We start from the raw sequence: 23,653 nt of genomic DNA, 5'->3' as shown, positions 1-23,653 counted from the left end.
GGGCCGCCGGCTCAGGCGTTCGGCCGGGCGCCGTCGGCGGCGGCGCGGGCCATCGCCTCGATCCGGTCCAGCATCGGCATCCGCTCCTGGCCGATGTCGCCGGGCAGCCGGTCGGCGATCTCCGCGGGAGTCCAGCGGCCGTCGGCGTACATGGCGCGCGTCTCGTGCGGCTGGTTCCACACGGCGATCTTGCCGCCCGCGGCGGTGTAGACCTGGCCGGTGACGTCGCGCGCCGCGTCCGACAGCAGGTACACCACCAGCGGGGCGACGTCCTCGGGCTCGCCCATCTCCCCCAGGGCGAACGGCACCCCCGCCGACATCCGGGTGCGGGCGACCGGCGCGACGGCGTTCGCGGTGACGCCGTACTTGTGCATGCCGAGCGCGGCGCTGCGCACCAGCGAGACCACCCCGCCCTTGGCGGCCGAGTAGTTGGCCTGCGACACGCTGCCGGCGTGGTTTCCGGAGGTGAAGCCGATGAGGCTGCCCGAGCGCTGCCGCCGCATCTGCTCGGCGGCGGCGCGGAACACGGTGAACGTGCCCTTGAGGTGGGTGGCGACCACCGGGTCCCACTCGTCCTCGGTCATGTTGAACAGCATCCGCTCGCGCAGGATCCCCGCCACGCACACGACGCCGTCGATCCGGCCGAACGTCTCGACGGCGGTTCCCACGATGCGGCTGCCGCCCGCCATGGTCGTCACGGTGTCGGAGACAGCGACGGCAGCGCCGCCCGCCCCCGTGATCTCCGCGGCGACGGCCGCGGCGACCTCGCTGGCCGGCTCCTCGCCGGAGACGCCCACGCCGTGGTCGTTGACGACGACGGCGGCGCCCTCGGCGGCGCAGGCCAGCGCCACCGCCCGGCCGATACCGCGCCCGGCGCCCGTCACCGCGACGACCTTGTCCTTCAGGAAACCCGTCAACTCTCGCTCCTCGTGTCCGGTGTGATCAGCTCAGTCGGGGGTCAGGGCCGCGGCGAGCGCCTCCTCGTGCACGGCCGCGGTCCCGAAGGAGGCCGCCAGCACCGACGCGCGCTTAAGGAAGAGGTGCACTCCGGCCTCCCAGGTGAAGCCCATGCCGCCGTGCACCTGAACGCAGCTCCGGGCGTTGTCCAGCGCCGCCCGGTCGGCCATGACCTTGGCCGTGGCGACGGGAGGTCCGCAGTCCCCCGGCGGGACGTCCGGGTCGTCCAGCGTCACGGCGGCGGCGTACACCGCGACGCGGGCCAGTTCCGCCCGGGCGAACATGTCGGCGCACAGATGCTTGACCGCCTGGAACGACCCGATGGGGCGCCCGAACTGCTCGCGCTCCTTGGCGTACGCCACGGCCAGCTCGGTGGTGCGCAGCGCGATGCCAGCCTGAAGGGCCGCGGTGAGCACCGCGCCCTCCCGCCGCCATCGCCGCGCGGTTTCCGGACCGCCGATGTCCTCACCGGCTGGGAGTCCGGTGGCGCGGTGCAAGGGGGTGAGCGGGTCCAACGGCTCGGCGACCAGCGCGAGGGCGCCCGGTTCGAGTGCCTTGACGTCCAGGCACCGCACGCCCGTGTCGTCCAGGACGAACAGAACATCGAGCACGTCGGCGTGCTGCACGAGCGTGTGCGCCGCGGGCAGTTCGACCACCCCTGCCACCAGGTCTCCGGTGCCCGCCCCGGGAACCACGCCGCTCGCCAGGAAAGTGGCGGCCAGCGGCCCCGGCATCAGCGACCGGCCGAGCTCCTCGAACACCAGCGCCGCCTCGGCCATGCCCAGGCCCGCGCCGCCGGCCTCGTCCGGCAGACGCAGGGAGAACACCCCGACGTCCGCCAGTTCCTGCCAGAGCTCCGGGGCGAAGGGCTTTCCGTCCGCGAGGGCCAGCAGCAGCCGCCGGTCGAGACGGCCGTCCAGCAGTTCCCGGATGCCCGTCCGCAGCGCCCGCTGATCCTCGGTGGGCTGGAAGTCCACTGCGGGCTCCTCCCGTCCTCGTACCGGATGGATGTCATCGCGGGGCGGCGGCCGGCTCCCTGGGCAGACCGAGGATCCGCTCGCCGATGATGTTGCGCTGGATCTGGGAGCTGCCCGCCGCGATCGTGTACGAGAGCGAGGACAGCCGTTCCCGCGCGTACCGGCCGCTCGGCAGCCCGTCGAGATCGGACCGGGCCAGCGCGGCCGGGCCGAGCACCGCGGCCGCCGCCTCGAACAACCGCTGCCGCAGTTCGGAGAAGCGCAGCTTGACGACGGAGCCGCCGATTCCGGGGACGCCCGACCGGTTCTGCGACACGTTCCACTTGGTCAGCGACCAGAGCGCGGCCAGCTCCGCGTGCAGCCGTCCCAGCTCGCGGCGGAGCGCGCCGTCGCCCCACACCGCCTCCGACGCCCGGGCCAGGACGGCGAGCTCGCGCAGCAGCCGCAGGCAGGAGACGAGGTCCCCGGCGAACGCCGCTCCGCGTTCGAACCGGAGCGTGACCATGGCCACCCGCCAGCCGTCGTTCTCCGCGCCGATCCGGTTGGCGACCGGCACGCGGACGTCGTCGAGGAACAGCTCGGCGAACTCCGCCGTCCCGGCCAGGGTCCGCATGGGGCGGATCTCGATGCCCGGCAGGTCCATCGGAAGGATCAGCCAGGTGATCCCCTTGTGCTCGGGGGCGTCCGGGTCGGTGCGGACGAGCAGCTCGCAGTAGTCCGCCACCTGGGCGAACGAGCTCCACGTCTTCTGACCGCGCACCACGTAGGTGTCATCGTCGCGCACCGCGGTCGTGCGCAGCGCGGCGAGGTCCGACCCGGCGGCGGGCTCGGAGAAGCCCTGGCACCACACCTCCTCGCCGGACAGGATCCGCGGCAGGTGGCGGCGCCGCTGCTCGGGCGTGCCCTCGGCGATGATCGTGGGACCGGCGTGGAGCAGGCCGACGAAGTTCACCCCCACATCCGGGACGCCGGGGCGCGCGGTCTCCTCCAGATAGATCAGCTGCTCGACCGGTGAGGCTCCGCGCCCGCCCGACTCCGCCGGCCAGTCGACGCCCGCGTACCCGGCCTGGTGGAGCCTGCGCTGCCAGCCGGTGTCGTACGCGCGCCGTCCCGTCCAGTCGTCGCGCCGCGGAGCGGGCGGGAGGACGGGCAGGGTCGCGTCCAGCCACGTCCGCAGGTCATGCCGGAACGCCGACTCGGCTTCGCTGAAGCGAAGGTCCATGCTTCACGCCAGGTCGAGCTTCAGCATGCGGATCGCGTTCCCTCTCACGATCTTGTGGACGGTGTCGGCGTCCAGCCCCTGGAACATCTCCTCGGCCACCTTCCTGGTCTGCGGCCAGGTGGAGTCGGTGTGCGGGTAGTCGGTCTCGAACGTCACCCGGTCCACGCCGATGCGGTGCAGGGACTCCAGCCCATGCCGGTCGCGGAAGAAGCAGCCGTACACCTGGCGGTGGAAGTAGGTGGACGGCGGCTCGGGAATCGTGTCGCGGACGCCGCCCCAGGCGCGGTGCTCGTCCCAGACGTCGTCGACCCGCTCCAGGACGTACGGCAGCCAGCCGATCTGGCCTTCGGAGTAGGCCACGTCCAGCCGCGGGAACCTGACCAGGACGCCGGAGAACAGGAAGTCGCACAACGAGGCCATGGCGTTGTTGAACGACAGGGAGGCGGCGACGGCGGGCGGCGCGTCGGCGGAGGTGGCCGGCATCTTGGACGACGACCCGATGTGCATGTTCACGACCGTGCCCGTGTCCTCGCAGGCGGCGAAGAAGGGGTCCCAGTCGCCGGAGTGGATGCTCGGCAGTCCGAGGTGGGGCGGGATCTCGCTGAAGCACACCGCGCGGACGCCCCGTTCGGCATTGCGGAGCACCTCCTGTGCGGCGAGTTCGGCGTCCCACAGGGGGATCAGGCAGAGCGGGATCAGCCTGCCGCCCGAGTCGCCGCACCACTCCTCGACCATCCAGTCGTTGTAGGCCTTCACGCAAGCCAGGCCGAGCTCGCGGTCACTGGCCTCGGTGAAGGTCTGCCCGCAGAAGCGGGGGAAGGTGGGGAAGCACAGCGAGGCCTCGACGTGGTTGAGCTCCATGTCCTCGACACGGGCCTTCGGGTCCCAGCACCCCTTGCGCATCTCGTCGTAGGTGATGGGCGACATCGTCATGTCGTCGCGGTCGAACCCCACGGCGGCGACATGACGCTTGTGGATGTAGACGAGGTCCTCGTAGATCCAGCAGTCCGCCTGGGGGCCGTCGTCGTCGAACGTCTGGCGGTAGGTGCCGCCGCCGAGATGTTCCATCGCACCGATGCCGCGGCGCTCGATCCGCGGGCCGCGGTCGCGGAGCCGGGCGGGCAGCCAGTCGCGCCAGACGTGCGGCGGTTCGACGACGTGATCGTCGACGCTGATGATCTTCGGCAGTTCCCCGAAGGACAGGGTCATTTCACACATCCTCAGCTATCTGATGGGTCGTCAGAAACAAGTTAATCGCTGTGCGGCCGGTAGGGAAGACGGCCGGCCGAACAATCTGATGGTGCGTCAGTTACCTGCCTTCGAAGGACGCGCGGCGTCCCTCGGCGAACGCCCGCAGCCCCTCCCGGGCGTCCCGGGCGGTCATGTTGATCTCCTGCGCCAGTGCCTCGGCCTCGAAGCAGGACGCCCGGTCGCCCTCCAGCGCCCGGTTCACCAGGCGCTTGGTGAGCGCATGGGCGAGGGTCGGGCCGGCCGCCAGCCGCCGCGCCCAGTGGTCCGCCGTCGACGCCAGCTCGCCGTCCGCGACGACGCGGTTGACCAGCCCGAGCCGGGCCGCCTCGTCGGCCGGCAGATCGTCGCCGAAGAACATCAGCTCCTTCGCCCGCTGCGGGCCGACCAGCCGTGTCAGCAGGTAGGCTCCGCCGCCGTCAGGCACCAGCCCGCGCCGGGCGAACACCTCGATGAACCGCGCGCCGTCCGCGGTCAGGACCAGGTCGCACGCCAGGGCCAGATGGCAGCCGATCCCGGCGGCGGTCCCGTTGACCGCCGCGATCACGGGACGCTCGCAGTCCAGCACGGCGGCGATGAGCCGCTGCGCCCCGTTGCGGAGGAGACGCGCGATGTCGCCCGCGCGCGGCGCGGCGCCGTCCTCCTGGGCGTCGGCCGCGGCGCGGAGGTCCGCCCCGGAGCAGAAGGCCCGGCCCGTCCCGGTGAGCAGCACCGCCCGCACGCCGGGATTCCCGCTTGCGTCGCCGAACGCCTTGATCAGCCGTTCCCGCATGTCAGGGGTGATGGCATTGAGGGCCTGTGGACGGTTGAGCGTCAGTCGGCAGACACCGTCCTCCACCTCGTAGAGCAGGTCGTCAGCGCTCATCGTCGCTCTCCTCACTGCGGGACTCACGCGTCCGCTCCGGGGTGGTGACGGCGAGCGCGTCGAGGGCGACCGCTCCGGCGGGCAGCACGGCCAGGGGGTTGATGTCCAGTTCGGTGAGGACGCCGTCCAGCTCCAGGCCCATCCGCTGCACCTTCATGATCACGTCGACGAGCGCATCGACGTCCGCGGCGGGCCGGCCGCGAGTCCCGGTGAGCAGCGGGAACCCGCGCAGCCCCGCCACCATCCGCCCGGCCTCCTCGGCGTCGAACGGCGGAACCCGGAAGGCCATGTCCCGGAACACCTCGACGAACACCCCGCCCAGGCCGACCATCACCGTGGGGCCGAACACCTCGTCGCGGGCCAGGCCGACGACCGTCTCGACGCCGCCCCGCACCTGCTCGCAGACGAGTGCGGCGTCGACTCCGTCATGCGCGGTGACGTGCCGGTACGCGTCCCGGACCTGCGCCTCACCGCGCAGGTCCAGATGGACGAGCCCGAGCTCGGACTTGTGCTCGACACCCGGCCCGCAGCCCTTGAGGACGACCGGGAAACCGATCTTCGCCGCGGCGCGTACGGCTGCTTCGGCGCCGTCCACCAGCTCCTCGCGCGGCGTCCGGATGCCGTACGCGCGCAGCAGCCGCTTGGCCGTGTGCTCCGACGCGGGGCCCGGCGCAAGCGACCGCCGGGCCTCGGCGGCGGCCGGAGACGGGTGCCGGGGCACGTCGCCGAAGGGAGACCGGTACCGGGCCCGGAACTCGTGGTGGTCGAAGTAGGCGCGGACCGCGCCGACGCAGTTGCCGAACGTGCGGAACACCGCCAGCCGCCGCGAGCCGAGCAGGATGTCGCGGTACGCCGCCTCGGTGCCGACCGGCGAGCCCCACACCACGCACACCGGCTTGTCGGTCCGTTCGGCGATGTCGGCCAGGTCCCGCGCCAGGGTGTCGCTCATGGGCGGGAACGCTCCGGTGATCGGGCAGATGAGCACGCCGACCGCCGGGTCGTCGACCAGGGCCTCCAGGATGCGGCGGCCACGCCAGTCGCCGACGGGGTGGCCGCCGTTGTCGACCGGGTTGGAGACCCGCAGGTAGCCGGGGATCCACTGGTGCAGCGCCTCCTGCGTCCGCTCCGACAGCGCGGGCAGCGGCAGGCCAGCGGCCGCGCACAGGTCGGCCATGTGCGCGCCCGTGCCGCCTGAGATGGCGTACACGCAGACACCGGTACTCACCGGCGGCTTGGCTCGGGCCAGCAGCTGCGCGGTGTCCAGGAGTTCGTCGAGCCCGTCGACCCGGGTGACGCCGTACTGGCGCAGGACCGCGGAGGTCACCGCGTCGGACCCGGTGAGCTTTCCGGTGTGGGACGCGGCCATCGACGCGCCGTCCCGGGTCCGCCCGACCTTCACCAGCACGACCGGGAGGCCGCGCCGGGCCGCGTGGTCGGCGGCGAGCATGAGGGTGCGGCCGTCCTTGAAGCCCTCGACGTAGCCGGCCACGGCACCGACCTCGGGAAGGTCGGCGAAGTACCGGAGGAAGTCGGCGAACTCCAGATCCGCCTCGTTGCCGGTGGGGGCCCAGTGCGACACCCGGATGCCGAGCTCTTGGGCCTGGAAGACGGGCCGTCCCTGGTGCCCGCTCTGCGAGATGAGCGCGATGGCGGGCCCGTCGAGGTCTTCGCGGAAGGTCTCGAACGCGTTGAGGTTGGTGTTGGGACCGAGGACGCGCGGACCGCCGGCCGCGACCGCGGCCATCCGCTCCTGCGCGTGCCTGCCGTCGCCGTCGAGCTCGGCGAATCCGGAGGCGAAGACCACGGCGAAGCGCGCCCCGACGGCCGCCAGTTCCTCGATCACCTTGACCGGATCGCCCACGAGGACCGCCGCGACGTCGATGGGCTCGGGCACGCCGGCCACCGACCGGTGGCACGGCTCGCCGTCCACCAGGTCACGTCCGGCGTTGACGGGATGGACGCGCGCGCCGACGCGCCCGGCCCAGGCGCGCAGCCTGCGGTAGACGGCGGCGTTCGGCCGGTCCGGCGCGTCCGAGGCCCCGATCACCGCGAGGGTGCGCGGCCGGAAGAAGGTGCCGAGATCCGCCGTGCCGAGCGCCAGGACCCGGCCGCTCACGTCCTGTTCCGCGTCCACCGCCTGCGGCGGGCTGTTATCTGACATGTCGTCAGTTTAAGCTCACGGAGGAGATCATCTGATAGACCGTCAGATTTCTTTCGGAGGAGGGGACGTTGCCGCACTCGCATCTGCCGCTGGTCGAGGAGGAGACACGGCCGTACTGGGACGCCGCCCGTGAGGGCAGGCTGCTGATCCGGCACTGCGAGCCCTGCGGGGAGCCGTTCTTCTACCCCCGGCCGTTCTGCCCGCGATGCTGGAGCGACCGGGTCCACTGGATCGAGGCGAGCGGACGGGCCCGCCTCTACACCTACTCGGTCGTGCGCTGGAACGACCTGCCGCCGTTCGGTGAACGGGTGCCCTACATCCCGGCCGTCGTCGACCTGGCGGAAGGGCCGCGCATGATGACCGAGCTCGTCGGCTGCGAACCCGGCGCGGCGGCCATCGGGATGCCGCTCAGGGTCGAGTTCCGCGACGAGGGTGAGGTGAGCGTCCCGGTGTTCCGGCCCGGGTGACCAGACCGGCCAGGGCACGCCGGTCGATCTTGTACATCGAGGTGAGCGGAAGTTCGGCCACGACCAGCAACTCCTCCGGGAGCTTGTGCCGGGCCAGCCGTCCCGCGGCGAACGCGCGCAGTTCGTCGAGTCCGGGCGGCGCGCCGGGATCCGCCGGCACGACGACCGCCACCCCGATCTCGCCCATCACCGCGTCCGGCGTGGGCGCCACCGCGACCGCCGCGACGCCGGGACACTCGGCGAGAACGGCCTCCACCTCCTGCGGATGGACGTTGTAGCCGCCGCGGATGTACATCTCCCCGTGCCGGCCGGCCAGCCGCAGGCATCCCCGGTCGTCGACGACGCCGAGGTCCCCGGTGCGCAGGAACCCGCCGGAGAGCGCGGCGCGGGTCGCCGCTTCGTCCCGCCAGTACCCGGTCATCGTCGCGGGCGACCGGAGGAAGATCTGCCCGACCTCGCCGGGCGGCAGCGCGCGTCCGCGATCGTCGCGGATCTCGATGTCGATGCCCGGCCGGGGGCGGCCCACGGTGTGCAGCGCCTCCTCGTCCGGTCCGTCGAAGGCGGTCATGGTCCCCACCCCGCCGGACTCGGTGCTCGAATAGCGGATCGAGTACGCCGCCCCGAACCGCGTGCGCGCCCGGCGCACCAGCTCGGGCGGCGAGGGACCGCCCCCCACGACCAGCGCCCGCACCGCCGACAGATCGTGGGAACCGAACTCCGGTACCCGCAGCAGCAGCGCCACCTGCGCGGACACCCCGCCGATCACCGGCATGCGCTGCTCGGCGACCAGCCGCAGCACGTCCGCCGCGCGCCAGCGGCGCAGCAACTGCACACGGGCACCCGCCAGCAGGTGGCCTGGCAGCTTGGTCATGAAACCCACATGCGGCAGCTCCGTCCCTGCCAGCACCGGCGGAGCGGGGCGCGGACCGCCCGCGTCGATCGACGCGATCGCCCGCAACTGGCGGCCCGCGAACACCGCCCCCTTGGGCGTCCCGGTGGAGCCCGAGGTGAACACGATCGCCACCGGCCGATCCGGATCGGTCCGCACGGCCGGCGGAGCCCGCCGGTCGTCGCGCAGGCCGGCGAGCACCGCCTCCGGCGTCCCGGCAAGCGGCACCTCGATCGTCTCTGCGGCGCCTCGCCGTTCCGCGACGAGCTCCGCGGTGCCGATGACCACGTCCGGCCGGGCCCTGTCCAGGACGGCCCGGCCCTCCGGCGCGGTGAGCCGCGGGTTCACGCCCGCGGTGATCGCGCCGAGCCGGGCGAGGGCCAGGTAGGCCACCACGTACTCCACCGAGGCCGGCAGCAGCAGCGCCGCCACCTGCCCTTCGCGGACCCCGCGACGGGCCAGGCCGGCGGCCGTCTCGTCGGTGAGCCGGCCGAGATCGGCGTACGACAGCTCCGCTCCTTCAGGCGTGCGGAGCGCCGGCCTGCGGCCGTACCGCCTCACCGCCTCGTCGAGCGCCTCGGTCAGCACGCCGGACCCCCGGTCACCGGTCGGCTCCCAGGATCATCGTGCCGTTGGAGCAGAACCAGCCGCCCGTCCCGCTCACGCAGGCAAGCCGAGCGCCGGGGGCCTGCCGCTCGCCGCCCTCGCCGCGGAGCTGGCGCACCGCCTCCACCAGCAGGAACAGGCCGCGCATTCCCGGATGGCAGGCCGACAGCCCGCCGCCGTCGGTGTTGGTGGGCAGCGCGCCGCCCGGCCCGATCCGCCCCTCCGCGACGAACGCGCCTCCCTCGCCCTTGGCGCAGAAGCCGAGGTCCTCCAGGGCGACCGGCACCATGTAGGTGAACGCGTCGTAGATCTCGCACACGTCGATCTCGTCCGGCCGTATCCCCGCCCTGCCGAAGGCCAGCGGCCCCGAGACCGCCGCGGGCGACACCGTGAAGTCCGGCCACTCGCTCATCGTGACGTGCGAGACGTGCTCGCCGGTCCCCAGCACCCACACCGGCGGCCGGGCGCAGTCGCGGACGAGATCCGCGGCCGCCAGGATGACCGCGGCGCCGCCGTCCGACCGGATGCAGCAGTGCAGCCTGGTGAACGGATCCGCGATCATCGGCTCGCCGAGCACGTCGTCCACCGTGATCGGATCGCGGTACTGGGCGCCGGGGTTGCGCGCGGCGTGCCGCCGGGCCGCGACGGCGACCTCCGCGAGCTGCTCGGGCGTCGTGCCGTACTCGTGCATGTGCCGCCGGGCCGCCATCGCGTACTTGGCGATGAGCGTATGGCCGTAGGGCGCCTCGAACTGGGCCGGGCCGCGGTTGCCGGACGACAGGTTCGCGGCGCGCAGCCCGCGCTTGAGGTCCGATCGGGCGGTGGACCCGTAGGCGAGCAGCACCGCGTCGGCGTGACCGGCCGCGATCGCGTCGGCCGCGTGCGCGGCCATCACCTCCCAGGTGCCGCCGCCCACCGAGGTGGAGTCGACCCAGCGCGGCCGGAGCCCCAGGTACTCGGCGACCTCGGCCGGGGCCAGCGTGCCGAGCCCGGCGGAGGCGAAGCCGTCGATCCGCGTCCGCGGCAGCCCGGCGTCATCGAGCGCGCGACGCGCGGCCTGGGCGTGCAGCGCGTAGGGAGTCGCGCCGTCGACCCGCCCGCAGTCGGACAGCGCGACGCCGACGATCGCCACCTGGCGGCTGGACACCGGTCCCTCCCCAAGCTCATCTGACGGGTCATCAGATTAACGCTCGGGCGAACCGGTGGGAATACCCCCGCCCGGGCTGCTACTTCGGCGGACGCCGGCCCGACACGGCCCAGCAGACCAGTTGGGCCATGCTGTCCCGCAGGTCGTCGACGGAGATGTCCCAGGCCTCGAAACCCCGCTGATGTGCGGCGTTGTGCGCGAGCATGCCGACGAGCGCGCCGGCCATGGCGACCGGCCGCACGTTCTCGGCCACCCGCCCGCGCCGCTGCAGTTCCGCGATCTCGTCGGCGAGGGCCGTCGTCACGTTGTTGAGCATGCGGACGCGCAGCTCGTGGAACCGTTCGTCGCCTTCGATCGTGGCCAGGTCCACCACGCGGAGGACGGACTCGTGGTGGCGCCAGAACTCCAGGAACCCGTCGACGAGCATCCGCGCCGTCTCGTACCCGGACTTGCCGGTCCAGGGCTGGTCCTCGACCAGCGGGCGCAGCTGCTTGCCCCCCTGCGCCATCTCGGCCGCGATCGTGAGGACGGCGGCCTCGATGTCGGGAAAGTACTGGTAGAACGTGGCAGGCGACGTTCCGGCGCGGCGCGCCATGTCGATCACCGTGATGTCGCGGTACGGCGATTCGCCGAGCATCTCCGTGAGCACCTCGAGCAGTCGCCGCCGGGTGGCTTTGGCGCGCCGCCCAGCGACCCTGCCGTCTGCGGTCAGCACCGTTTCTGGCATGCCGTCAGCTTAGAGCCTCCGCGTCTGACTCGGTGTCAGATCGGCACCTCCCTCCCACGCCCGTCTGAGGCGTTCCCACCGCGCCCGGCCGGTGAGGTCCCCGGCCAAGGATGCGGAGCGCGACCGCCACCACGCACAGTTACGTCCCTCGCTTGCCCTGCGGGTTCTTCTCCGGACGGTAAGCAATGTCCAGATCAAATCCGATCTCGGACCGTTCGCGACCAGGTCGCGGACGAAGGCAAACGGAGGCAAGATGAGCAATTATTACACTGGCCAGGCGTCCCATATAGGTTCGCATCGCAACCTGTTGGCCGACTTATCGAAGGTCGACATAGGGACTCCCGGAACGATAGACGCCATCGTGGTTCCCACGATCAACCCACAGCGAGTGGGGCCCGCGATCACTCTGGCGAGGGCACTGGGGTGCGTGATCGTCCTGCTCTGCAGCACATCTTCACAGGTGCAGGAGATCCGGACAGGGTGTTCGCTGCCCCCCAACGCACTTCTCCTCGAAGTTCCGCCGGGATACAACCACCCGCTGTTCGACTTCGAGTGGCGGATCCTGGAAAAGTATACGGATATCGCGTTGAAGAGGAACATCGGGCTGACGCTCGCCCGCCTGTGCGGCTGGCGGACGATCCTCTTCCTCGATGACGACATCCGGGGCATGACGGCTTCCATGATCAGGAAGGCCGCGGCCCTGACCGAGTGGTTCCCGGTGGTCGGGTTCCAGATTCCCTGGTTCCCGGATAACTCGGTCGTATGCCATGCCAACCGGGCTTCCGGAGGTGAGCAGTCGACCTTCATTGGCGTCAACGCCACCATCGTCGACACATTTCGTGAGGTTACATACTTCCCCGATATGTACAACGAGGACTGGATGTACTTGCGCGACGCGGTCGCAGCTGGTTTGGTAGCCGTCGCAGGCGAACTGCGGCAACTGCCGTACGATCCGTTCAGCCGGAACGCCGCTACGGAGGAGTTCGGCGACCTCATCGCCGAAGCACTGGTCCGGGCGCTCCATTCCGGATTGGACGTGACCTCGTTGCCCTTCTGGGTGGACGCGATCGAAAAGCGCTCGCGTTTCATTGACGAGGTGGCGGCCCGCATTCACGGTCGCGAAAAGGAAGAACCTGTTCCGGATCGCGACCGGATCCTCCTCCGCCTCGCAGAGGCGAAGGAGCGTCTCCAGGAGATCCGGCCGACGGACTGTCTATCCTTCTATCGCACCTGGCGTGAGAATGTGGACATCTGGCGGCGGCAGCTTGGGAGTCTTCCCACCTCCCTCACCGCTCAACAGGCGGCCGCTTACCTGCATCTGTCAGGCGCGTAACCGGGACTCGCCGGTGAAGGAAGGGACCCGGTCGGCAATGGCCGGGTCCCGCTGATCTCACCGGTCCCGGGGGTCGAGGCCCCCGGGACCGGCCGTCCTCGCCCCTTGCCCGGCCGGCAGGCGGTTCCCCCGCCCGATCGTCCGGCTCGATGTCGGCGGGAGGATCTACGCTTCCGAGACATGAGCTTCGACCTGGGTGTCTGGTGCGAGGAAGCCCCCATAACGGCGAGCGTGGCCGGTGAGAAGTACCGGCAGTTCTGCGAGGGAATCCTGGACGGCGAGACGGACCCGAGAGTCGCCGCCTTCCTCACGGGTCTGAGGTCTCGTTTCCCGGATTTGAAGGACGACCTGGAGTCATCGCCCTGGAACAGCGACCCCTGGGTCGGCGGCGATCACGTGATCCTGACCGCCGCCTGGTCGCGGGCCGGCGAGATCGAAGCCTTCGTCGAACGCCTGGCCGCAGAGCATGAACTGGTCCTCTACAACCCCCAGGACGAGATCGTCCGCAACCCGCCGGTCCTGCTGTCCCTGCCGGGCCGGACGTTGAGCATGTGCGACGGCTCCGCGCTCCACAAGCCCGCCGGCGCCGCTTTGAGAGAGGCGCTCCACACGCTTTCACCACGCAATTGGTTCGCCATCCTCGACGTCGCGGAACAGGTGTACGTCCAGGTCGGTCTCGGCCCGAACGCGGGCCTCGAAGAAGGCATGTACTCCCTGGAACACCGGGACGGCTCCCCGGAGCGGCACCGCCGCCACGTGACCACCGAACTGGAGGCCGTGATCGCGGCCTTTGAAGCCGTCGCCGCGAACGAGCCGGACTGGACCGAACGGCTGACCTGGGAGCCGCTCACCTTCTGATGTGAGGTGTGCGGCGAACTGGTGCACACCGTGGCCCGCGAGATTCTTGTGGTCGTCATGGGACTTGCGGGCGCCGGTGGCCCTGGCGGACGATCTGGTTCGACGGCGCGGCGCGACGGGGACGGGCGTGGGGCATGAGCGGTGCGGTGGGACGCGGGATCGTGGCGGCGGGATCGATCGTCCTCGGGGGCGTTACGGGGGCCGCCATCAACATCGCGACGAGCGAACCGGTGACGGCCGCCGTGGTCGGGGCCGTCGTCCTCGTGCTGGCCTGGGCGACGGTAGAAGGATGGCGCGCCTACCGCGAGCACGAGCCGCAGAGCCGGTCCGAGCCGTCCCGCGAACCCGAGTCGTCGGACGATTCCCGGCCGTCCGGCCGGTCGATCGACCTCCAGCAGGACGTCGAGACGCTCAGCGGCGCGAACCTGACGGGTGCCCGCGCCGTGTCACCGGACGCGTCGGTGAAGATCAGGCAGAAGGTGAAGAAGGCCGAGGGCCGAAGCGAGATCGTCGGTTACGACGGAAGGGCCGATGGATAACCGTTCAGGCCCCCCGTCCGTTCCCGACTCCTTCGTCGCGCGGCCGTGGGTGCTCCGCCGGGTCGGCGGGTGGCTGCGCGATCCGTCCGGCGGATCGCTGCTGATCACCGGGGACCCCGGCGCCGGCAAGACTGAGATCGCCGGACATCTGGTGCGCATCGCGCGCGGCGAGGCCCCCGCACCGGGCGAGCTGGACGGATTCCGGCTCAACGCCGCGCACTTCTGCCGCGTCCGGGTCTCCGACAGCATCAGCGGAGGCGGCGTCGTCAGCAACATCTCCGCGCAGCTCGCGGACTCCGTCCCCGGCTACCTTCGCGTCCTGGCGGATCAGGCGGGGGACGCGGCCCCGCGAGAGTTCACCCTGAGCCAGCACGTCGGCGAGGTCACCGGCGGCACGGTCGAGATGAGCCTGATCCGCGAGCTTCACCTCGCCGCGCACAACCACCGGGAGACCTACAACCTCCTGATCCGCAGGCCGCTGCGGGCGCTGAGCGAGTCGGGCGCCCTGACCGGCGCCGTGGTCGTGCTCGTCGACGGCGTCGACGAGGCGCGGTCCGGCGACCACGGCAGGCTTTTCCTCGACCTGCTGGAGGCCGAGCTGGCCGAGGCGGTCCCCGGTCTGCGGTGGCTGCTGCTCGGTCGTTCCAAGCCGGTCGCCGGACGGATCGCGCGCTACCTGGACGCCCGGATCGACCTGCACGCGGACCGCCTGGACGACGCCGACGACATCGGCTCCTACGTCGCGGTCCGGCTCGGCGACCGGCCGCGGCTGGCGGCGCGCATCGCCGGGCAGGCCCAGGGCAACTTCCTCTACGCCCACTTCGTGACCGAGGAGATCCTGGCCGGACGGCGCGACGCCGGCCCTTCCCTGCCCCACGGACTGACCCAGGTGTACGAAGACTTCCTCGACCGTGAGGTGCGCGCCGACCACGACCGGTGGGCGTCGGTCGTCCGTCCCGTCCTCTCGGCGCTCGCGGTCAGCTACGGCGAGGGCCTGACCAGGCGGCAGCTCCGCCTGGCGACCGGCCTGCCCCCGGCGCTGGTGGCGGACGCCGTCAGGCTGTGCGGTCCCTACCTGCGCGCGCAGTCGACGGACGGCCCCTTCCGCCTCTACCACGACTCCCTGCGCGCGCACCTGCTCTCCCCGCCCCAGGCGGCGCCGTCGGCGACGTCCCGCCCCGGGGACGACATCGCCGAGCCCGCCGAGCGCCACATCGACCCGGCGGGCGCGCGGACGGCGCTCATCGAGGGCCTGCGCGGCGCCCAGTCCGGCCGCTGGTCGGAGTGCGACGACCCCTACGTCCTGAAATACCTCCTGGAGCACATGGTCGACGCGCTCGACGACGGCTCCGGCGACCTCGCCGCCGCCTTCGCGGCCACCTGCACCGACCCCGGCTTCCTCTGCGCCGTGATGGCCTGCGACGACACGTCCGACGCCTTCGTGCTGACGCTGGCCCGGGCGCGCAGGAGCGGGGACACCCGGGTCCGCCGCGCCGCCGACGACGTCTACCTCATCATCTCCAGGCAGCGTGCCTCGATGCGGTTCAACGTCAAGGACTTCCCGTTCGACTTCCTGTGCCATCTCGCCCACCAGGCCCACCTGGTGGGCCTCCCGGGCTTCGCCGCCGCGGTCGACGACCATCTCGACCGGCACGGGGCCGCGGGCCTGCGCACCCGCTGGTCCACCGACCATCGGATGCCCGTCGTCGCGCACCTGACCGCGGGCACGCGCGACGAGTTCGCCTGCAACGTCCTGACGATCATCGACGACGGCCGCCGGGCCCTGGGCGGGTTCGCCGACGGGACGGTCTGCCTCTGGGACGTCGCGGTCGGCGCCCGGCGGTACTCGGCACGCGTCCACGAGGACGGGGTCAGCGCCCTCGCCGTGACCTCCGACGAGGCGACGGCCGTGAGCGGCGGGTACGACGGCTCGCTGTGCGTCTGGCAGGTGGAGACCGGGGAGATCGTCCATCGCCTGCGTCCGTCCGACCGGCGCCGCAAGGCCTGGCAGAACGGCGGCAACGGCTCCTACCAGCACATCTCCGGCGCCGCAAGTATGGTCGGGCGGATCCTCGTCGCCCCCGACGACCGGACCGTCATCGCGGGCGCGGGCACCGACGTCGAGGTCTGGGAGCTGGAGACCGGCGAACGCCTGACGACCCTCACCGGACACCGGAACCTCGTCGTCCACCCGATCATCACCGCGTCGGGCGACCTCGTCACCGCCGACGGGATGCGGGAGTGGGCCGTGTGGTCCGAAGCGTCCGACCTGCTCCGCGACCGCCTGCGCGACCGGCGCCCGCAGAGACGGGACCACCTGGTGTCCACCGACTTCACCGCCGTGCACCTCCACGACCCGGCGACGGGCGAGCTCGTCGCGTCCGTCCCCGCCGCGGACGACACGGCCGAGCGGCCCGCGGTCACCTCCGACGGCGGCTTCGTCGTCGTTCCCGCGGCGGGCGACTCCTACATCATCAGGGCGGTGACCGGCGGCGAGGTCGTGGGCGGGTTCAAGAGCGACCGCACGCTCAAGTGCCACATCGTCGACTGGCGCGCGGAGAACATCGCGGTGAGCGTCCCGGGCGGCTATGTCCTCGAAGGCCTGCTGAGCGGCGTGGTCCGCGTCCACCGCCTGGGCTCCGACCAGGACTCGCGCCGTGTCCCGCACGCCGGTGCCGTCGGCGCGGCGGCATTCGCCCCGGACGGCCGGACGGCGATCACTGCCTCGCGCGATGCCACGCTCGGGTATTGGGACGTCGACACCGGCGCCTGCACGCGGCACGGGTACACCACCGAGGAGGAGGACGACATCCAGCGGTTCGCCCAGGAGCGGGCCTGGTGGATGGGGATGAGGGCGCCCGACCTGGAGATCCTGGCGATGGCGGTGTCGCCCGACGGCCGCACCCTCGCCGGTGGCTGGAGCAGCGGGGCGGTGACGCTGTGGGACGCCCGCTCGGGCGAGCGCACCGGCGTCCTGCTCGAACACCAGTCCTTCGGGAGAGGCGACTACATCATGGCGATCGGGACGGGCGACGACCTGGTCACCGCCGCCTCCGGCAGGTCCGTCCGGGCCTGGCACCCGTCCGACGGCCGGGAGGTGTTCACCATCGAGCACGACGGAGACGCGGTCATCACCCCCACGGGGAGCCACGCGCTCGTCCCCCGCGGCGAGGACTTCCAGGCCTGGGAGATCGCGACCGGCACTCTGGTCGCCGAGCTGACGGGGGCCCGCAACCGCCTCCTCCGCGTGGGAGACAGCCACCACCTCTCATCCGACGGACGCACCGCCGTGCTGTGCGGAGACGAGATCGAGATCTGGGACCTCACCGAATCCCGCATGCTCCACCGCTTGTCCGGCCCGCGCCAATGGAACGGCCACAAGGAGGTCACCCCCGACGGCGGCCGCCTGATCGACATCGGCGAGCGCCGCTCGAACGCACGGTACGAGAGCACCGGCTCACGGTACAAGGGCACCACCGCGCACCGCCTCACCTGGGATTCGGAGCCCGTCCTCACCGTGTGGGACCTGCGCACCGGCACCCGGCTCCACGAAACAAGGATGTCGTTCCTTCCGGGGAGGACGGCGCTTTCCCGAAGCGGCCGGCTCCTCCTGGCCCACGACGGCCGCACCCTCGCCGTCTGGGACCTGGAGCACGCCGCCGAGCTCGGCGTCCTCACCTTCGGCAAAAGCGTGTCCCACTGCGTGATCAACCCGGCGCGCGAGACCGAATTCGTGGTCGTTCTGGAGAGCGGCGAGGTCGTCTGCATGCGTCAGGCGGGCGTGACCTCGTAGGGATCCTCGCCGCCGCGATTCCGGGTCACAGCCGGGTCACAGCTTTTGGCGCCGCGCTGTGACCGTTCGTTGGATAGGAAATTGCCGACGGCAAAGTGATCCCGAAAAGGAGAAGGCCGTGGCAAATGACGGAGAATGGGACCGGCGTTCACTGCTGCGAGGCGCCGCCGTGCTGGCCGGCGCCGCCGCGACCGCACCACTGCTGGGCAACGCCACGTCGCAAGCCGACACCGGTGACGCGGACGCGCTGTTCAAGGCCGGGAAGTTCGAGCAGGCCGGCCGCGCCTACGAGGAGATCCTGAAAAGGGACCCTGCGAACGTGCACGCGGCCCGCCAGCGCGGCCATGTGGCGCTACTGGTCAACCAGTTCCCCGATGCCGAGAAGTATCTGACGATGGCCCTCAAACTGGCGCCCAGCGACAAGGACACCAACCAGCTCCTGGGCGACTGCTACATCCGGCAAGACAAATTCTCCCTCTCCCTCCCATGCTGGGAAGCCGCCGGAGGGGACGTCCGCGCCAAATGGTTCGGAGCGATCCGCGGCCGGCCGTATCAGATCCACGGCGACATCGCGCGGCTGCCGTGGCAGCAGATGGACCCGACACCGCTGGTGGAGGCCTCGGTCAACGGCGGACCGCCGAAGCGCTTCATGTTCTACACCGGCGCCCCCTGGCTGGGCATGAACGCAGAAGTAGCCAGGGAAGCCGGGCTGAGCGCCGTGGCCAAGCAACAGATCGACTATCTGGACGGCACCGCATGGCAGTACTTCGGGGTCCTGGACTCCTTCAAGCTGGGCGGCATCGAACTGCGCAACATCCCCGTGGAATGGTCGGAGACGGACCAGGAGAACCCCGGGCGGCCCAACGACGGCATCATCGGCACGTGGATCTGGTACCACTTGCTGACCACCTTCGACTACGCGGGCCAGTCGCTGATCCTGCGGCGCAGAACCCCCGAAACGGCCAGGAAGGCACGCGCCGATGCCGCCCGGTCGGGCGCCAAGCCCCTCCCGCTGTGGCTGGGCCATGAGCACGAGGTGTACAGCAGGGGCAGCATCGCCGGCTCCGGCCCAGGAATGGTGGGCCTGTCCATCGGCGGAGTCGGCGAGATCGCCGCGGCCATGTCCGAGGAAACGGCCGAGCGGCTGCGGATCCGCATCGACCACGACCGCCCATTGGAGACTTTCGCCCACAGCCACCCGGTCGTCGTCTACCCCTGCTACCCGAAGGAGATCCGCCTGGGCGACGCCGTGGCCAAGGGTGTCTACTGCAACGCGAACCCGGACAGCAGACCCTCCCGCTCCGGCTTCGACACCCTGGGCGCCTTCTTCCACCCCTTCTACAAGCCCTACAACGTCACCCTCGACTTCACCGACATGAACCTCTACATCGCCCGCGGCACGGCCCCTTGATCATCGCGACTACGCGGGCGAGATGTCTCATTCAGAGCTTGGCGGCGGCCATCTTCGCCAGCGGTGCCGTCGAAACAGCCGCCACCTAGGTTGATCTGGGAACTGGTGGGGACCCGCATGCTCGTCGGCAGGCGGTCGACGGCTATCCCGGCGCTCTTCTCGGAGATCAAGACGTTGCCCCGCAGGCCCGGGAGGTCGAAGTGGATACCGCAACTCGCTCCTTCACTGTGACTCCCCGTCCGGAGAAGAGCAGCCTGACGTCCTTGTCCTGCGATTCGTACCGAACGTTCGCGGCCTGGGGGAAAACGGATTCGAGCTCCGCCTCGGTCAGCAGGGAGCAGGCCTGCCAAGCCCAGAAGTACTCCTTGCGGCCTATCAAAATGCTTTCTGCTTCCTGTCGCGCCTGGTCAACGCGTTCATCCACAGCTCGCGGCGGAGCAGGCCGCCTGATCAACAGCGACTACGTCATCGGCCACTGTCTGAAGCTCTCCTAGGGGGTTGACGCAGCGTGTCGAGTGCGCGGGCGAGTTCCTGGTCGTCTCGGCCGTGCCGGCTGGTCAACCAGCACGTCATCACGTCAGCGTCGGCGTCTTTCAATACACGGTCGCGTAGCCGTTCGTGCAGCCGCCGGCGCAGCGCCACGACTCGCGGAGCGCGGGAGGCGGGCAGTAGTGGGCCCCGATAGCGATCAAGCAGGCCGGCCACCCCGGCCGCGGCGAGGTCGCGGTCGAAGTCGATGAAGTCGGCCCGGACCGGGCCGGTCAGACGGTACGGTGCCGACGCGAGCCGGTATCCGACCAGGCGGCGTAACCGTGCCAGCTCGGCGCGGATGGTGACCGCCTTCCCTCCCGGGCCGTAGATCTCGTGGGCCAGTTGCTCGGCCGTCAGGCCGCCGGGGGCGGAGAGCAGGACGGCCATCAACTCACCATGACGGCCGCTGAGTTCGTGGCAGACGCCGTCGACCCTCAGCCATGCACGGGAGAGGCCCAGCCCACCGAAGATCAGGGGGCGCTCTTCTCCGCTGGTGGTGGACTGTGCGAGGACGAAGAACGGACCACCGGGCGCAAGCCGTTCGGCGATCATCGATCGCCCGTCGGGCAGCAGCGCAGGCCCTTCCGTCAGGGGGCCGGGCAGACGCCGCGGTAGCCAGCGGGGCGGGTCGGCCCGAATGACGTGGCCATCCGGGGTGACGATCGCGCTTTGCACGCCCAGACGCCGGGTCAGACGGTCGACGTAGAGATCATTCTGTCGTGCCAGCTCGCGGTCGGCCGCCTCGCGCAGGCACGACTCGGCCAGGCGGGCGGCGCCGGTCACCGCCGCGAGGCTCAGCCCGCGAGGGGCCTTCACACTGTTGGTGAGGTCGACGACCCCGAGGAGAGAGCCGGTCAGCGGATCCCGAATCGGCGCCCCGGAACACGTGAAGCGGGTCGCCACGGACATGAAGTGCTCGGCCCCGTATACCTGGAAGGGCCGCTGCGTCACCAGGGTGGTCCCGACTCCGTTGGTCCCGGCGGTCTTCTCGTTCCATAACGCCCCGAGGACGAGGTGCGCCCGCTCGGCCTGCCGCAGCGTGCTCGCCTCCCCCGCCGACCACATCAGGGTTCCCGAAACGTCGCTGACGAAGAGCATGTGACCAGGCTCGGAGACGGCCGTACCCAGGGTCCCCAGCAGCGTCGGCCAGACCTGGGCGAGAGCATGCTCGCGCCGTTGCGCCACCACCTCGTCCTCGGCCAGTGGCACGGGGGGCAACTGCCGGTCGGGGTCCACTCCGCTCCGCCGGGCGCGGTCCCAGGAATGGAGTATCGCCCGCCGCACGGCGGCCGTGTCCCCGCCGAGGGCCAGTTCACGCTGCCGCTCGAGCCGACGGATCTCAGCTTGCTCTTCCATAGGACAGCTTCCCAAATTAAGCTGCCGCACCCGACGGTGCAACCTTGTTGCAACCCCTGGTGGCCTTCTGTTCCTCCCTCCGGCACGCGACCCATAATTGCTTCATTCGATCGGAAGACCTGAAGTCCATACCAGCCCGCTGCCTCGACCTCGACCTCAATCCTGATAACCCGTAGATCCGCTCTTCGACGGCCAAAGGCATGCGACAAGCCGAACCGTCCGCGCTGGGCCGTACCACGAGAATCGTCTGGCTCCTGCGAACCAGTGGTGACGCCGTTCGGTGACTTCGGAGAAAGCGTCGACGGGCGGGAGAAAGGCGTCGCTGCCATGGGGACCTACGCACGGAATGTTCGGTCTTGACTGCGATGAACAGTACTTTCTCGGTGCTGGGCCCGGTCGAGGCCCGCGTCAACGGCCGGGAGGCGGCCCTCGGTGGTGGACGCCAGCGCGCACTCTTGGCGCTGCTGCTGCTCAGTGCCGACCGGGTCGTGTCGGTGGACCGGCTCGTGGACGAGTTGTGGGGCGAGGTTCCGCCGAAGTCGGCGCGTCCCCAGGTGCACACGCTCGTGCATCGGGTTCGCCGTGCGTTGGGGGACGCCTCCGGCCTGCTTGAGACGAGGCCGGCAGGGTACCTGCTCCGGACCGGCTCGGCGACCGTGGACCTCCCCGTGTTCACCGGGCTCGTGGAGCGTGCCCGGCGAGCCGCGGCCGCAGGCCAGGCCGACGACGCGGCGAGCACCTTCCGTGAGGCGCTCGCCCAATGGCGAGGCCCGGCACTGGTCGGGGCGGAGGCCGCGTTCGTTCCTCGTGAGGCGGCGCGGTTGGAGGAGTTGCGCCTTGTGGCACTGGAGGAGTGCCTCGACGTCGAGTTGGCGCTCGGCCGGCATGGTGCGGTGGTGGCCGAACTCGCGTCACTGGTCGATGAGCACCCGTTGCGTGAGAAGTTGCGGGCTGGGCTGATGCTCGCTCTGTACCGCTGCGGGCGGCGGCCGGAGGCACTGCAGGTCTATCGGGACGGTCGGGCGCTGCTGATCGAGGAGACCGGGCTGGAGCCGACGGAGAGGCTTCGCAGGCTGCATGAGGGCATCCTCAGGGGTGAGGTCGAGCCGCCGCCCCTGGAGCCGGAGCCGCCGGGCCCGCCGGTTCCCGCGAGAGAGCCGGCTCCGGTTCCGGATCATCCGCCGACGCCCGGGCCGGAGCCGGCACCCGTGCCCGAGCCGGGCCGGATCCGGGCGAGTGCGCCTGGCCGGCGGCGCGTCCGGGTCCGCGGCCTCGGGATCGCCGTCGCGCTTGTGGCGCTGAGCGGTCTCGGTGGCGCTTCGGCGGGTTGGTCCGGCCGGGAGGCCGGGGGGCCGTCGCCGAGTGATCGGCAGTGGGTGGCCGGGCCGGCCTGGGTGAACGTTCCGCCGCGGCCGGTGCGGCCGGTGTTCTTCGGCGCCACCATCGGGACCAACAGCGGTGCGATGCCGGGGTTCCGGGTCGGATCGGTCCGGGCCTGGGACAGCGAGACGCGCTGGTCGGACGTCCAGCCCGGCCGGGGCCGGTTCGACTGGGCACCGCTGGACCGAATGGTGGCGGGCGCCGCGGGGGCGGGGCTGCCGGTGGCCTACACGATGGGCATGACCCCGGCGTGGGCGGCCCCGAACGGCCCGCGCAGCCCCTACGTGGACGATTCCCGGACGGCGCCGCCGCGCGATCTGGCCGACTGGGACCGCTACGTCCGCGCGCTGGTCGCCAGGTACCGCGGCCGGATCGAGGCGTACGAGCTGTGGGACTACCCCAACACCCGTTTCCACTACAGCGGTGACGTGAGCACGATGGTCGAGATGACCCGCCGCGCGTCAGCGATCATCAGGGCGGCCGATCCGCGTGCCACGATCGTCTGCCCGTCGGTCGGGGATCTGTGGGAGTGGAAGGGGAGGCGGTGGCTCGCCCGGTTCGCCGCCCTCGGCGGTTTCCGGTCCTGCGACGTGGTCGCGGTCAAGCTCCATCCCCGCCAGGGTGACGGCCGACCCGAGGAGATGACGGAACTGGCCACCCTCATCTACAACACGCTGCACAACCAAGGTGTGCATCTGCCGATGTGGGCGACCGGCCCGGCCCATTCGATCCCGACCGTCCCGGCCCTGAAGGAGGCGGACGCCAACAACCGTGCCGTTCGGTACTACCTGGCGGGCCTCTATGCCCGTTTCGAGCGCATGTACTTCTACTCATGGGGCGTGCGGAACCTGCCGCTGGTACTGCAGGTGGAGGGCAGCCCACCGACGCGGGCGGCGCTGTTCATCCAGCGGCTCCAGCGGTGGCTGGACGGGGCGCGGATCCGGTCGTGCGGGCAGGGGCAGGCCGTCGGGCTCCCCCAGGGGGCCTGGCAATGCCGCTTCCAACTGGCAGGGGACGGCCAGGAGGGCGCCGTGCGGTGGATGGCGAAGGGCACGGCGGAGATGCCCGCCGAACCGGGCGCCTACCGGATCGACCACCTCGACGGCAGGACCGTCACCCTCACCGCAGGCGACACGGTGCGTCTTACCGAACGGCCCGTACTCGTCCGCTCCGCCCTGGGCTGACC

General features: G+C 71.2%; 17 protein-coding genes. 7 read left to right on the top strand and 10 right to left on the bottom strand.

Annotated elements, in window-relative coordinates; all coding sequences use genetic code 11:
* Positions 1 to 11: 11 nt before the first annotated feature.
* The 6 genes from ACQPZP_RS08080 to ACQPZP_RS08055 all read right to left on the bottom strand — a co-directional run bounded on the left by ACQPZP_RS08080 (position 12) and on the right by ACQPZP_RS08055 (position 7,430).
* Positions 12 to 917: an SDR family oxidoreductase gene (locus tag ACQPZP_RS08080; RefSeq protein WP_433477003.1), complete on the bottom strand. Its 906-nt coding sequence runs from the start codon at positions 915 to 917 to the stop codon at positions 12 to 14.
* Between the two features lie 30 nt (positions 918 to 947).
* Positions 948 to 1,934, bottom strand: coding sequence for an acyl-CoA dehydrogenase family protein (locus tag ACQPZP_RS08075; RefSeq protein ID WP_433477002.1), 987 nt, complete (start codon positions 1,932 to 1,934; stop codon positions 948 to 950).
* 34 nt (positions 1,935 to 1,968) lie between these two features.
* Entirely contained in the window at positions 1,969 to 3,156 is a 1,188-nt protein-coding gene (locus ACQPZP_RS08070) for an acyl-CoA dehydrogenase family protein (protein ID WP_433477001.1), read from the bottom strand.
* Between the two features lie 3 nt (positions 3,157 to 3,159).
* The gene (locus tag ACQPZP_RS08065) at positions 3,160 to 4,365 is read right to left on the bottom strand and encodes an amidohydrolase family protein (protein WP_433477000.1); all 1,206 of its coding nucleotides are present in this window, start codon (positions 4,363 to 4,365) and stop codon (positions 3,160 to 3,162) included.
* A gap of 100 nt (positions 4,366 to 4,465) precedes the next feature.
* On the bottom strand, positions 4,466 to 5,269 hold the full coding sequence (locus ACQPZP_RS08060; protein WP_433476999.1) for an enoyl-CoA hydratase/isomerase family protein: 804 nt from the start codon (positions 5,267 to 5,269) through the stop codon (positions 4,466 to 4,468).
* The gene (locus tag ACQPZP_RS08055) at positions 5,259 to 7,430 is read right to left on the bottom strand and encodes an acetate--CoA ligase family protein (protein ID WP_433476998.1); all 2,172 of its coding nucleotides are present in this window, start codon (positions 7,428 to 7,430) and stop codon (positions 5,259 to 5,261) included. Before ACQPZP_RS08055 ends, ACQPZP_RS08060 begins: the two co-directional genes overlap by 11 nt.
* A gap of 68 nt (positions 7,431 to 7,498) precedes the next feature.
* Here ACQPZP_RS08055 and ACQPZP_RS08050 point away from each other — a divergent pair, with 68 nt between their 5' ends.
* Positions 7,499 to 7,897 carry a Zn-ribbon domain-containing OB-fold protein gene (locus ACQPZP_RS08050; RefSeq protein ID WP_433476997.1) on the top strand — a complete coding sequence of 133 codons (399 nt, stop codon included), beginning with the start codon at positions 7,499 to 7,501 and terminating at the stop codon, positions 7,895 to 7,897.
* On the opposite strand, the gene ACQPZP_RS08045 is transcribed toward ACQPZP_RS08050, so the two are convergent.
* The 3 genes from ACQPZP_RS08045 to ACQPZP_RS08035 form a co-directional block, all read right to left on the bottom strand.
* The gene (locus ACQPZP_RS08045) at positions 7,839 to 9,374 is read right to left on the bottom strand and encodes a class I adenylate-forming enzyme family protein (RefSeq protein WP_433476996.1); all 1,536 of its coding nucleotides are present in this window, start codon (positions 9,372 to 9,374) and stop codon (positions 7,839 to 7,841) included. The genes ACQPZP_RS08050 and ACQPZP_RS08045 overlap by 59 nt on opposite strands.
* A gap of 13 nt (positions 9,375 to 9,387) precedes the next feature.
* Positions 9,388 to 10,539: an acetyl-CoA acetyltransferase gene (locus tag ACQPZP_RS08040; protein ID WP_433476995.1), complete on the bottom strand. Its 1,152-nt coding sequence runs from the start codon at positions 10,537 to 10,539 to the stop codon at positions 9,388 to 9,390.
* A gap of 79 nt (positions 10,540 to 10,618) precedes the next feature.
* Positions 10,619 to 11,266 carry a TetR family transcriptional regulator gene (locus ACQPZP_RS08035; protein WP_433476994.1) on the bottom strand — a complete coding sequence of 216 codons (648 nt, stop codon included), beginning with the start codon at positions 11,264 to 11,266 and terminating at the stop codon, positions 10,619 to 10,621.
* 253 nt (positions 11,267 to 11,519) lie between these two features.
* Between ACQPZP_RS08035 and ACQPZP_RS08030 the strand changes: the two genes are divergently transcribed.
* The 5 genes from ACQPZP_RS08030 (at position 11,520) to ACQPZP_RS08010 (ending at position 19,200) form a co-directional block, all read left to right on the top strand.
* Positions 11,520 to 12,599 (top strand): hypothetical protein, encoded by a 1,080-nt coding sequence (locus ACQPZP_RS08030; RefSeq protein WP_433476993.1) that lies wholly within the window; start codon positions 11,520 to 11,522, stop codon positions 12,597 to 12,599.
* A gap of 180 nt (positions 12,600 to 12,779) precedes the next feature.
* A complete protein-coding gene (locus tag ACQPZP_RS08025) occupies positions 12,780 to 13,457 on the top strand; it encodes a hypothetical protein (protein ID WP_433476992.1) in 678 nt (225 codons plus the stop codon).
* 134 nt (positions 13,458 to 13,591) lie between these two features.
* Positions 13,592 to 13,996: a hypothetical protein gene (locus ACQPZP_RS08020; protein WP_433476991.1), complete on the top strand. Its 405-nt coding sequence runs from the start codon at positions 13,592 to 13,594 to the stop codon at positions 13,994 to 13,996.
* Positions 13,989 to 17,789, top strand: a complete 3,801-nt coding sequence (locus tag ACQPZP_RS08015; protein ID WP_433476990.1) for a WD40 repeat domain-containing protein — start codon at positions 13,989 to 13,991, stop codon at positions 17,787 to 17,789. Before ACQPZP_RS08020 ends, ACQPZP_RS08015 begins: the two co-directional genes overlap by 8 nt.
* A gap of 118 nt (positions 17,790 to 17,907) precedes the next feature.
* Positions 17,908 to 19,200 (top strand): aspartyl protease family protein, encoded by a 1,293-nt coding sequence (locus tag ACQPZP_RS08010; protein ID WP_433476989.1) that lies wholly within the window; start codon positions 17,908 to 17,910, stop codon positions 19,198 to 19,200.
* Between the two features lie 465 nt (positions 19,201 to 19,665).
* Here ACQPZP_RS08010 and ACQPZP_RS08005 read toward each other — a convergent pair whose 3' ends face one another.
* Complete coding sequence (locus ACQPZP_RS08005; RefSeq protein WP_433476988.1) at positions 19,666 to 21,087, bottom strand: hypothetical protein; 1,422 nt, start codon at positions 21,085 to 21,087, stop codon at positions 19,666 to 19,668.
* 365 nt (positions 21,088 to 21,452) lie between these two features.
* Here ACQPZP_RS08005 and ACQPZP_RS08000 point away from each other — a divergent pair, with 365 nt between their 5' ends.
* Entirely contained in the window at positions 21,453 to 23,651 is a 2,199-nt protein-coding gene (locus ACQPZP_RS08000) for a BTAD domain-containing putative transcriptional regulator (protein WP_433476987.1), read from the top strand.
* Positions 23,652 to 23,653 lie beyond the last annotated feature (2 nt).

This window comes from Spirillospora sp. CA-142024 (genome assembly GCF_050942325.1).
Lineage (GTDB): Bacteria > Actinomycetota > Actinomycetes > Streptosporangiales > Streptosporangiaceae > Spirillospora.
Note: the sequence above shows the minus strand (reverse complement) of the source record. Positions and strands in the feature narration are given on the sequence as shown.

Excerpts from the sequence above, each read along its gene's own strand:
- ACQPZP_RS08070 (WP_433477001.1), bottom strand. The coding sequence starts at position 3,156 with ATGGACCTTCGCTTCAGCGAAGCCGAGTCGGCGTTCCGGCATGACCTG.
- ACQPZP_RS08065 (WP_433477000.1), bottom strand. The coding sequence starts at position 4,365 with ATGACCCTGTCCTTCGGGGAACTGCCGAAGATCATCAGCGTCGACGAT.
- ACQPZP_RS08060 (WP_433476999.1), bottom strand. The coding sequence starts at position 5,269 with ATGAGCGCTGACGACCTGCTCTACGAGGTGGAGGACGGTGTCTGCCGA.
- ACQPZP_RS08055 (WP_433476998.1), bottom strand. The coding sequence starts at position 7,430 with ATGTCAGATAACAGCCCGCCGCAGGCGGTGGACGCGGAACAGGACGTG.
- ACQPZP_RS08035 (WP_433476994.1), bottom strand. The coding sequence starts at position 11,266 with ATGCCAGAAACGGTGCTGACCGCAGACGGCAGGGTCGCTGGGCGGCGC.
- ACQPZP_RS08030 (WP_433476993.1), top strand. The coding sequence starts at position 11,520 with ATGAGCAATTATTACACTGGCCAGGCGTCCCATATAGGTTCGCATCGC.
- ACQPZP_RS08025 (WP_433476992.1), top strand. The coding sequence starts at position 12,780 with ATGAGCTTCGACCTGGGTGTCTGGTGCGAGGAAGCCCCCATAACGGCG.
- ACQPZP_RS08020 (WP_433476991.1), top strand. The coding sequence starts at position 13,592 with ATGAGCGGTGCGGTGGGACGCGGGATCGTGGCGGCGGGATCGATCGTC.
- ACQPZP_RS08015 (WP_433476990.1), top strand. The coding sequence starts at position 13,989 with ATGGATAACCGTTCAGGCCCCCCGTCCGTTCCCGACTCCTTCGTCGCG.
- ACQPZP_RS08005 (WP_433476988.1), bottom strand. The coding sequence starts at position 21,087 with ATGGAAGAGCAAGCTGAGATCCGTCGGCTCGAGCGGCAGCGTGAACTG.
- ACQPZP_RS08000 (WP_433476987.1), top strand. The coding sequence starts at position 21,453 with ATGAACAGTACTTTCTCGGTGCTGGGCCCGGTCGAGGCCCGCGTCAAC.